8 protein-coding genes and 1 pseudogene are annotated in these 11,048 nt (G+C 29.1%); 4 read left to right on the top strand and 5 right to left on the bottom strand.

Annotation, left to right across the window (positions count from 1 at the left end; genetic code table 11):
• Positions 1 to 525: pseudogene (locus GQ540_RS01935) on the top strand (hypothetical protein); the annotation flags it as partial.
• Positions 526 to 669: 144 nt separating this feature from the next.
• Here GQ540_RS01935 and GQ540_RS01930 read toward each other — a convergent pair.
• From GQ540_RS01930 to GQ540_RS01920, 3 genes are read right to left on the bottom strand one after another with little or no spacing between them, the layout of a single operon-like run.
• Complete coding sequence (locus tag GQ540_RS01930) at positions 670 to 1,179, bottom strand: gamma carbonic anhydrase family protein (protein ID WP_291796519.1); 510 nt, start codon at positions 1,177 to 1,179, stop codon at positions 670 to 672.
• A 7-nt stretch (positions 1,180 to 1,186) separates the two neighbouring features.
• Positions 1,187 to 1,921 (bottom strand): LytTR family DNA-binding domain-containing protein, encoded by a 735-nt coding sequence (locus GQ540_RS01925; protein WP_291796516.1) that lies wholly within the window; start codon positions 1,919 to 1,921, stop codon positions 1,187 to 1,189.
• Positions 1,922 to 4,105 (bottom strand): histidine kinase, encoded by a 2,184-nt coding sequence (locus GQ540_RS01920; protein ID WP_291796513.1) that lies wholly within the window; start codon positions 4,103 to 4,105, stop codon positions 1,922 to 1,924.
• Positions 4,106 to 4,323: 218 nt separating this feature from the next.
• Between GQ540_RS01920 and GQ540_RS01915 the strand changes: the two genes are divergently transcribed.
• Entirely contained in the window at positions 4,324 to 5,481 is a 1,158-nt protein-coding gene (locus tag GQ540_RS01915; RefSeq protein ID WP_291796510.1) for a vWA domain-containing protein, read from the top strand.
• 2 nt (positions 5,482 to 5,483) lie between these two features.
• Here GQ540_RS01915 and GQ540_RS01910 read toward each other — a convergent pair whose 3' ends face one another.
• Positions 5,484 to 6,455: a type IX secretion system membrane protein PorP/SprF gene (locus GQ540_RS01910; protein ID WP_291796508.1), complete on the bottom strand. Its 972-nt coding sequence runs from the start codon at positions 6,453 to 6,455 to the stop codon at positions 5,484 to 5,486.
• 74 nt (positions 6,456 to 6,529) lie between these two features.
• The gene (locus GQ540_RS01905; protein WP_291796506.1) at positions 6,530 to 6,805 is read right to left on the bottom strand and encodes a hypothetical protein; all 276 of its coding nucleotides are present in this window, start codon (positions 6,803 to 6,805) and stop codon (positions 6,530 to 6,532) included.
• Between the two features lie 133 nt (positions 6,806 to 6,938).
• Between GQ540_RS01905 and GQ540_RS01900 the strand changes: the two genes are divergently transcribed.
• Positions 6,939 to 7,355, top strand: coding sequence for a hypothetical protein (locus tag GQ540_RS01900; protein WP_291796504.1), 417 nt, complete (start codon positions 6,939 to 6,941; stop codon positions 7,353 to 7,355).
• 110 nt (positions 7,356 to 7,465) lie between these two features.
• The coding region (locus tag GQ540_RS01895; protein ID WP_291796501.1) for an efflux RND transporter permease subunit at positions 7,466 to 11,048 on the top strand (3,583 nt) is incomplete at its 3' end.

Here is an 11,048-nt window from a genome sequence, read left to right as displayed (position 1 = left end):
AAGTCTGGTGAGCCAAATAGCGAGTTAAAAAATATAATATCAAACTATTTGGGTTATAAAAATTTTCTTGATTTTGAAACTAAAAACTTGTCTATCATACGTGACTCTGGTCAAACTAAAAGTACTTTTATAACAAAAAAAAACATTATTGTTAGTTCAGTAAAAAAATGGGGAATCCCGGCCATAATATCAGCTATTATTGCTTCTGGATTTTATATAAGTGTAGGACTTAATACTGAAAACTGTATTGTTTGGAAAAATAATCATTATGAAAAAATTGATTGTAATTCTAAAATTAAAAATATTTCAATAAATAATAATATTGATATTGAAAATTTCAAAATGATAAAGGCATCTTTAACTACAACCTTTTTTATAAAAGACAAACCCGTGATATGGTATGGAAAATCTATAAATGGAGAATTTGAATATTTCAATTCTAGAGGAGTACACCCAATTACAGGGAAAGAATTAAAACCTGTTACCCAATATATAATTAATAAGTATGTTCATGAAAATGAATGATTGAACTTAAAACTGCATACAATTATAAATATTAATCAGCTAAAAAACCTTATAAACAAGGTGTTTTAAGATTTTTATTTCAAATTCAGAAACAGGAGGTCTTAAATTCAATGCTGCATCACGCTATAAAAAAATAAACAAATATTATTGATACCATCCAGCATATTTCACATAATTATCAGCTATTCTATTAATTTCTCCTGAAATTAACTCTTCGCTAATATCTTTTACTTTTTTTGCAGGAACACCTGCATAAATACTTCCAGATGTAACGTGTGTGCCTTTAGTAACAACTGCACCTGCTGCTATTATTGAATTACTTTCAACAATACAGTCGTCCATAATAATAGCGCCCATACCCACCAAAACATTATCGTGAAGCGTACAGCCATGCACCATAGCATTATGCCCAATAGATACGTTATTGCCAATATTTGTAGGATGTTTTTGGTAGGTGGCGTGAATTACAGCACCATCTTGAACATTTACTTTGTTACCTAATTTTATATAATGTACATCACCTCTAATAACCGCGTTGTACCAAATACTACATTGGTTTCCCATTTCAACTTCACCAATTATAACTGCATTTTCAGCAATAAAACAATCTTTACCAAATTGAGGTTTATTTCCGTTTAATTCTTTAATAATCATAGTTTCTTTATTTAAAAAATGCTAATAATTCTCCTTTTTTTGATGAAGAAACTGACAATTCTTTTCCATTTGATAAAAGTATGCTTCCGCCCTTTCCTTTTTTATAATTCACAATGTAATTTACATTTACTAAATACGATTTATGAATTCGAGCAAAACTACTTTGTTTTAATGCATCTTCAAAATATTTGAGGGTTTTGCTAACTAATTTTTTACGGTCGTTTTTTAGAAATATATGCGTGTAATTATCATCGGCTTTACAATATAAAATATCTTGAATTTCAAGGACTTCAAATCCTTCTTGAGTTGGAATGGTAATTTTACCATTTTCGTTGGAAGTTTTAGGTATTAAAACAGTGTTTTGTAAGTCGTTTTCTTTCGTTTTTACATCAATCACATAATCAACTGCTTTTATTAATTCGTCAATTGAAATTGGTTTTAGTAAATAATAAGATGCGTGGTTGTTTAAGGCGTCTATTGCATACTGATTATATGCTGTGACAAAAATGGTTTCAAAATTTACATTTCCCACTTTTTCTAGTAAATCAAAAGCGTTACCGTAAGGCATTTCAACATCTAAAAAAACTAAATCTAGTTCATTATTTCTAATTAAAATTAACGCTTCTTCAATATTAGCTGCTTCTCCTAAAACGGTAACTTGGGGACAATATTTTGTTAAATAATTTTTTAGAATTTCTCTACTTGTTTGCTCGTCTTCAACAATAATAGTTTTCAGCTTCATCTAATCTTTTTTTAGTGTTAATACAACTTTTGTACCTGTGGTATCAGTATGTAAATCGTTTATAAAAACATCTACTTTATCGTTATACATTTCATTTAAAATAGCAACTCTTTTTTTAATATTATCCATTCCTTTTGATTGCTGTTTTTGTTGATTGAGCGTTTTTAATTCTTTCGATTTTTTTCTACCAATTCCATCGTCAGAGATTTCAATTATAATACTGTCTTCACTTTTTTGCTGAATGGTCACTTTTAAATTTCCTTTGGTTGTTTTATAACGCAATCCGTGCCAAACGGCATTTTCAACATAAGGTTGCAATAACATTGGCGGAATTTGATATTCACTAATGTTCAACTCTTTATCTACTATAATTTCATAATCAAATTTATCTGTAAATCTTGAATGTTCTAATTTAAGGTACAATTGTAACATTTCAATTTCTTTTGAAAGTGGTATAAAATCTTCTTCTGAATTATCTAATACAGTACGCATTAAGGTTGAAAACTCTGTTAAATATCTATTTGCTGTACGTTCATCATTTTGAGCTATAAAACTGTTTACAGAATTTAATGCGTTAAAAATAAAATGAGGATTCATTTGACTTCGCAATGATTTTAAGGCTAATAAATTATTTGCCAATTGGCGCTGTTTGTTACTTTTATACATAAAATAAACTGCTACCAATAATAAAAACAATCCAAACACCAACGAATAAATAATTAACCGCTGACGTTTATAATTTTCTACAGTAACTTGTTGCTCACTTTCAAACAATCTATAGTTGCTTTCTAATAGTTCCCTATCTTTTTCTAAACTGTTAATTCTGTTTTGTTTTTTAGTTAAATTTTTACTTAATGCTACAGCATCTGAAATTTCATTTTCTTTTTGTTTATACAACAAATCAACCAAGCCAACATATTCTTGATAGCTACTTAAAGCTTTATTAAAATCTCCAGTGTTTTTATAAATTTCTGACAATTGTTGTACAGCTTCTTTCTTCGTTTCAATGTCAGCAACATTGTCTGATTTTTCTTTACTTTTTTCTAAATAACTAATAGCTTCGTTAAACGATTTCTTTTTTGCGTACGCATTTCCAATATCTAAATTAAGTTGTTGTACTGTTACTTTTTCATCTGCATCTGACTCAACTACTTCATTTATTTCGGCATCTTCCAATTCTTGTAAAGTTTGTTTTTTTAATTCAATTTCTTTATCAAAATTTTGTTGCTTTTTATATTGATTTGCAACTGAATTAGTGATAATTGCTCGTTTATTAACACTTTTACTTTTAGATTTTTTAATGGTATTATCAAAAATATTTTGAGCCTTTTTAGTCTCGCCTTGCTGTAAATACAAAGCGCCCAATTTAGAATTTAGTTCCGAAATTTTAGTGTCAATTTTATTGTCTTCAGCAAGTTTTAATGCTTTTTCAATATTTAAAACCGCTTTCGCTATTTGGTTTAATAATTTATAATTAGTTCCAAAAGTTTCATAAACTTCTATTTTCTGAAAGATTGTTAATTTTTCAAGAATTAACACGTTCAAAATCTTATTACTTTCTTCAAAAGTTTTGTGTAAACTATGAGCTTTGGCAAGTTTTAAACTTACTGAATTGGTATTTTTATTATTTAAAGAAATTTCATAGTTGCTAATTGCTAAATCGTATTGCTTCAAATTCAAATAAATATCACCTAACACATTGTAAGCTTGAGCAATTTTTAATGAATTTCCTCTTTTTGACGTCATAGATTTTAAGGAATTTTCAACAAACGAAATACTTTTATAGGGGTTTGATTTAATAAAATAATTAGCAGAATCTAATTGAATTTTAAAGTTGTTTTTTGAAACTTTTTTTGACGTTCTAGAATAATAACCCGATTTATCTTCAATATTATATTGTGAACTACCATCGTACATGTACGAATTAATTATGTCCCCATTTTTACTTAAAATAATTACATCACCAATAGATGCTTTAATTTTAAATTCACCATTATAATTTGTTCTTGCAGTACTACTTTTTCCTCTAATTTTTACAGTAATCCCAGACAATCTATTTCCAAAATCATCAGCTACATAATCACTATATATTTGTTCATTTATTCCAGCTTTTTCAACAACTTGAGAAAACACTTGAAATGAAATCAAAATAAATAGTATGTTTAAAATAAATCTAACTTTCATGTATTTTATTTAAAGTATTGTAAAACTACACACTTTAAATCATTAAATAAAATTGGTGTTTAAGAGGATGACTTAATTCATCTGTTTTTTGAATGAGTAAAGTAATAGTTACGCACTCAGTACTATACTTTACTCATTTAAAATACAGCTTCACTCATTCTAGGTTTTTTATAAAAAAAGTTCCTCTTACTTTTAACTTGAATTTAAAATTAAAAATTATGAAAACGCTTTTAAAATTATTAATTATCACACTAACCACAACCACTTTATTTTGTAATGCTAATAACCTAAAAGCAACAAACAACACCTTAAATTTTCTTAATGAAAGTCCTAAACAAAAAATTAAAGTCGCCTTACTTTTAGATACTAGTAATAGTATGGATGGTTTAATAAATCAGGCAAAAACACAACTTTGGGAAATTGTAAATGAACTCTCTTATTCAAGATGTGGTACAGAAAGTCCTGATCTTTTTATTGCTTTGTACGAATATGGAAATGACGAATTGGAAGCTTCAGATGGTTACATTCGTCAGGTATTAAATTTCAGCGAAGATTTAGATGAAATTTCTGAAAAACTTTTTGCTCTAAAAACAAATGGTGGAAGTGAATATTGCGGTCAAGTTATTAAAACTTCATTAAAAAATCTTGAATGGGGAACTAATAAAAACGATTTGAAATTAATATTTATTGCTGGAAATGAACCTTTTACACAAGGAAGCATTAATTATAAAAATGCAGCTATGAATGCCAACGAAAAAGACATTACTATTAACACCATTTTTTGTGGAAGTTACGAAAACGGAATTTCTGGAAAATGGCAAGATGGCGCAAGACTTACAAATGGAGAGTATATTACTATTGATCATAACAGAGAAATTGTCCACATTGCTACTCCGTACGATAAAATTATTATTGAATTAAACACCAAATTAAACGGTACGTATATTAATTATGGCAATCAAGGTTATAGTAAATTAAAATTACAAGCTAGTCAAGATTCTGAAGCTGAAGAATTAGATGAAGTTGTTATTGTAAAAAGAGCTGTTACTAAAAGCAGTAGAATGTATAAAAATTCTTCGTGGGATTTAGTAGACGCTGAAAAAGATAAAAATTTTAAGTATGAAAAATTAGATAAAAAAAGTTTGCCTAAATACTTACAAAATAAGACTACTGAACAAGTGAAAAAATATGTGAAAATTAAAAGAAATGAACGTATTGAAATTCAGAAAAAAATACAAGATTTAAATAAACTTAGAAATGCATTTATAACTAAAAAGAAACAAAATACTAGCAGTTCTAACGATTTAGAAAGTGCTTTAATTTCAGCCATAAAAAAACAAGCTATGAAAAAGAATTTTAGTTGGGTAGAAAATTAATATTAAAATGATCCATTAATATTTGGACAACCACTTCTGCGAGGTGCTCTACAACCAAAATTAAATCCCAAAGAAATTTGATGATACCCAGCATCGTCAAATAATATATCGCCAGATTGTTTTGTGTAGGTGTATGAAACCATAAATTTTTGGTAATTTACACCTACAATTGGTGTTAAATAATTTAATTCTTCAGTAGTTGCATTATCAAAACCTTTTCTATAAGAAAATGCAGCCCAAAGTTGAGCGTCAGCAACATCTTTATAAACTTTGATATTGAAATCTGCAAATTTCTCACCAGTTCTTTCAATAGATTGCATCATAATTGAAGGCTCAAATTGTAAGCTTTTCCCTTTTCCAAAATAATATCCTAGTGTAACCAAATACCTACGCAAGTTCAACGATTCAAATTCATTACTATACAAAGTTCTTGCAGATAACATAATGTTTTTTGCTGTAAAATAAGAAAAGAAGCCTTTATTATGGTATGCCATACTAAAATCTGCATTAAAATAACTTTCACTTTGTACTATTTGAGAAATTACAGGATCTGGTAACGTAAACTGGCTCTCATCAACACTATTATTAACAGCCATTAATGATAAGGCAAATGATAATTGGTTAACCTCATCAGGTCTTGTTAAATTAATATGGTAAGCATATGTTCCTTGAATTCCTTGCTGAGAATGATATCCATTCTTGTCATTAAACAAAATAAATCCAGCTCCCATATTTTCTCCAATACGCTTATGAATACTTAACGTTTGAAGTGCTGGAGCATCTTCCATTCCACTCCACTGCGTACGAGCTGTAAATCTAATTTTACCACAATTCCCAATACCTGCTGCCGAAGGATGAACTAAATATACATTATCTGATAAATAATCAGAATAAATAGGTAACGTTTCTTGAGCTTTTACAAGTATTGAAGCTATAAAAAAAGAGCCCAGAATAAAAGCTTTTATAAATTTCATAATCATTATTATAGAATAATGTTCAAATATAATTAATATATCCTTTAACTTAAAGTTATGCTTCTTTATTATTTTTAATCTTTAAAAAGTGATAAAACTTTATTTTTAGCATCATTATTACTACCAATATATAATTGTATTTTTAAAAATTTAAGTACCTTTAACAACGTGTTAAGCATATAATCTTTTTCAGAATTCCCAATAAACAAAACACTATCAATAGCTGTTTTACTTAAATGTGTTCCTAAAATTAATTCCGCTTTTTTTATACCATTATTTTCCATTTTAGTTTTAATAATCTTAGCTATTTGATCTTTGCTTCTTACTTCATTTAAATTTATTGATACCATAACAGTTAAATTATTGTTTAAAAAATACCTATCCCTCTAATTTACAGAATTTTATTAAAATTTTGATATTAAAAAGCAATTTAACAAACTATTAATACCATCTAAATTAAAATTTCTAACTTTGCAGTAATAAATGAAACAACTATTTCAAAAAATATCAGCAATATTAATGGCTTTTGTAGTGCTTTTTTCTACAATGTCATTCACTTTTAGTGAGCACTATTGTGGTGAGCATTTAGTTGATAGCGCTTTATTTACAAAAGCTGAATCTTGCGGTATGGAGTTAGAAAAACCATCACCAACAAAAGATTGCAGTATTAAAAAAAACAATTGTTGTTCTAATGTTTTGAAACAAATTGAAGGCCAAAGTGAATTAAAAATTAATTTTTCTAATTTCAATTTTGAACAGCAAGTTTTTGTAGCTTCTTTTGTTTATTCTTACATTAATTTATTTGAAGGGTTAGAAGAAAATAGTATTCCTTTTAACTATTACTCACCTCCTATTCTCGTTAAGGATATTCAAATTCTTGATGAAGTATTTTTAATCTGATTTTTAAGTTTTAGAAAATTCTCTCAATTAGTATCTACTAATCTGAGATAAACTTCTATTGCATTTTCTGCAATAAAACAACACATTCTAAAAACTTAAATTTTACACATATGCTACATAAAAGCATTCATTTTTTAATTGAAAACAAATTAGTTGCTGTTCTACTTTTAGCATTATTTGTTGGTTGGGGAATTTCAACCGCACCTTTTGATTGGGATACTGGTAATTTTCCAAGAAACCCTGTAGCTGTTGATGCAATTCCAGATATTGGTGAAAATCAGCAAATTGTTTTCACAAAATGGAGCGGTCGTTCTCCACAAGATATTGAAGATCAAATTACGTATCCTTTAACAACTTCATTGCTTGGAATTCCAGGTGTAAAAACAATTAGAAGTTCGTCCATGTTTGGGTTTTCAAGTATCTATATCATTTTTGAAGAAGATGTAGAATTCTACTGGAGTAGAAGTCGAATTTTAGAAAAATTAAATTCATTACCAAACGGATTACTACCAAACGATGTTCAACCTGCATTGGGCCCAGACGCAACAGGTTTAGGACAAATATTTTGGTACACCCTTGAAGGAAGAGATGAGCAAGGAAATGTTACTGGTGGCTGGGATTTACACGAACTTAGAAGTATACAAGATTATTATGTGAAATATGCGTTATCATCTGCTTCAGGAGTATCAGAAATCGCTTCCATTGGTGGTTATGTTCAGGAATATCAAATAGATGTAAATCCTGATATTTTAAAAGAATACAATATTTCTTTACAACAAGTTGTTAATGCAGCTAGAAATACCAATAAAGACATTGGAGCAAAAACAATAGAAATTAATCAGGCTGAATATTTAGTGCGTGGTTTAGGCTATATAAAATCAGTTGAAGATATTGAAAACGCCGTAGTTACTTCTAAAAATTTTACTTCAATACTTATAAAAGATATTGCAAAAGTAACTTTAGGTCCAGCTGAACGTAGAGGGATTTTAGACAAAGAAGGTGCTGAAGTTGTTGGTGGTGTTGTAGTTGCGCGTTATGGCGCAAACCCAATGGAGGTTATTACTAACGTTAAAAAACAACTAAAAAATATTAGCGCTGGCTTACCTTCAAAATTATTAAAAGACGGAAGAACTTCACAAGTAACTATAGTTCCGTTTTACGATAGAACAACTTTAATACACGAAACTTTAAATACCTTAAATGAAGCTTTAACCTTAGAAATTCTAATTACCATATTGGTAATTATTGTGATGGTTTTTAATTTAAGAGCATCCTTGCTAATTTCGGGGTTATTACCAATTGCAGTGTTAATGGTTTTTATTTCTATGAAACTATTTCATGTTGATGCTAATATTGTGGCGCTTTCGGGTATTGCAATTGCTATTGGAACTATGGTTGATGTTGGGGTAATCTTGTCTGAAAACATTATTAGGCATATGGATGAAGACCGCAATAAAACTCCCATTAATACATTAGTTTATAAAGCCACAACTGAAGTTTCTGGAGCAATAATTACAGCTGTAATGACAACCATTATAAGTTTTGTTCCTGTTTTCACAATGATTGGTGCCGAAGGTAAATTATTTAGACCATTAGCTTTTACTAAAACAATGGCTTTAACAGCTTCATTAATTGTCGCTTTATTTTTAATTCCTCCTTTTGCAGCTTGGTTATTTGGTTGGAAACCATCATTAAAAAAAGGAAAATATATTGGCAGTATAGGATTAATTATTGCAGGAATTATTGGTTTATTTGGAGGATATTATATTGCTTTATTATTGATTGCTTTTGGAATTTCTAACATTTTAAAAATAAGAGAAATCGTTTCTGAAGAACAATCAAACCTTGTAAATATTATAATTTCAGTAATTACAATAATTGTAGTTTTAAGTATTTATTGGAGGCCTTTAGGAGTTGATAATTCAATTTTTACAAATCTAATTTTTGTAAGTGTTATTTGCTTTGGAATTTTAGGAGTTTTCACTTTATTCAGAAAGTCCTATGTGCAAATTTTAAACTGGGCTTTAAACAATAAATTATTGTTTTTAAGCATTCCAACTCTTATAGTTATTTTAGGTTTAAGCATTTGGAAACATACAGGTAAAGAATTTATGCCAGCATTAAATGAAGGCTCGTTCCTATTAATGCCAACTTCAATGCCACATTCAGGCATTGCTGAAAACAAACGTGTTTTACAACAATTAGATATGGCTGTTGCAACCATTCCGGAAATTAAAACAGTGGTTGGTAAAGCAGGAAGAATAGAAAGTGCATTAGACCCTGCTCCATTATCTATGTATGAGAATATAATTATTTACAAACCTGAATACAAATTAAATGAAGGTGGAAAACGATTAAAATTTAAAGTAACTAAAAATAATTTATTTAAAACTAACTCCGGGCAATTTATTCCTTCAGGAACAAAAATAGAAACCAAAAATTTAATTGAAGATTCAGCTGGTGAATATTATAGAAACTGGCGTAAACATATAAAAAATGCTGATGACATTTGGAATGAAATTGTTAACGTAACAAAATTGCCCGGAGTTACATCTGCACCAAAGTTACAACCTATTGAAACTAGATTGGTAATGCTACAAACAGGTATGCGCGCTCCGATGGGAATTAAGGTAAAAGGGCAAAATTTAGCTCAAATTGAAGCTTTTGGTTTGGAATTAGAGACTGTGTTAAAACAAGTTCCGGGTGTTAAAAAAGAAGCCGTATTTGCAGATAGAATTGTAGGTAAACCTTATTTATTAATTGATATTGACAGAGAAAAAATAGCACGTTATGGTTTAACTATTGATGCAATTCAAAGTGTACTTGAAGTAGCTATTGGTGGTAAAATATTAACTCAAACTGTTGAAGGAAGAGAACGCTACGGAGTACGAGTTCGTTATCCTAGAGAACAACGCACAAGTCCATCAGATATAGGAAAAATACATATTCCTGTGCCAAATGGAAACCCAATTCCGCTATCGGAAGTTGTAACTATTAACTACGAAAAAGGTCCGCAGGTAATAAAAAGTGAAGACACTTTTTTAGTAGGTTATGTGTTATTTGACAAGTTAGATAACGAAGCCGAAGTTACAGTTGTAGAAAACGCTCAAAAGGTAATTAAACATAAAATTAATAGTGGTGAATTAGTAGTTCCAAAAGGAATAAATTATCAATTTACAGGAACTTACGAAAATCAATTACGAGCAGAAAAAACACTCTCACTTGTAGTTCCTTTAGCCTTGTTAATCATCTTTTTAATACTGTATTTTCAGTTTCGATCGGTAACTACTTCATTAATGGTTTTTACAGGAATAGCAGTTGCTTTTTCGGGTGGTTTTATGATGATTTGGCTCTATGGAGAATCTTGGTTTTTAAACTTTGATCTTTTTGGTGTAAACCTTAGAGATTTATTTCAAATACATCCTATTAATTTAAGTGTGGCTGTTTGGGTTGGATTTATAGCATTGTTCGGTATTGCTACCGATGATGGTGTAGTAATGGCCACTTATTTAACCCAAACATTTGACAAAAATACACCAACTACGAAACAAGAAATAAGAGCTTCAGTTGTTGAAGCTGGTATGAAAAGAATTCGTCCTTGTTTAATGACAACTGCCACAACTATGTTAGCTTTATTACCCGTTTTAACATCAACAGGTAGAGGTTCAGATATTATGATTCCAATGGCAATAC

The sequence above is a fragment of the Lutibacter sp. genome (genome assembly GCF_013139515.1).
Taxonomy (GTDB): Bacteria; Bacteroidota; Bacteroidia; order Flavobacteriales; family Flavobacteriaceae; genus Lutibacter.
The sequence above is the reverse complement of the archived record's forward strand: the minus strand, read 5'-3'. Positions and strand labels throughout refer to the sequence as shown.

Coding starts and splice junctions, on each gene's coding strand:
- GQ540_RS01900 (WP_291796504.1), top strand. CDS start 6,939: ATGAAACAACTATTTCAAAAAATATCAGCAATATTAATGGCTTTTGTA.
- GQ540_RS01905 (WP_291796506.1), bottom strand. CDS start 6,805: ATGGTATCAATAAATTTAAATGAAGTAAGAAGCAAAGATCAAATAGCT.
- GQ540_RS01915 (WP_291796510.1), top strand. CDS start 4,324: ATGAAAACGCTTTTAAAATTATTAATTATCACACTAACCACAACCACT.
- GQ540_RS01925 (WP_291796516.1), bottom strand. CDS start 1,921: ATGAAGCTGAAAACTATTATTGTTGAAGACGAGCAAACAAGTAGAGAA.
- GQ540_RS01920 (WP_291796513.1), bottom strand. CDS start 4,105: ATGAAAGTTAGATTTATTTTAAACATACTATTTATTTTGATTTCATTT.
- GQ540_RS01930 (WP_291796519.1), bottom strand. CDS start 1,179: ATGATTATTAAAGAATTAAACGGAAATAAACCTCAATTTGGTAAAGAT.
- GQ540_RS01910 (WP_291796508.1), bottom strand. CDS start 6,455: ATGAAATTTATAAAAGCTTTTATTCTGGGCTCTTTTTTTATAGCTTCA.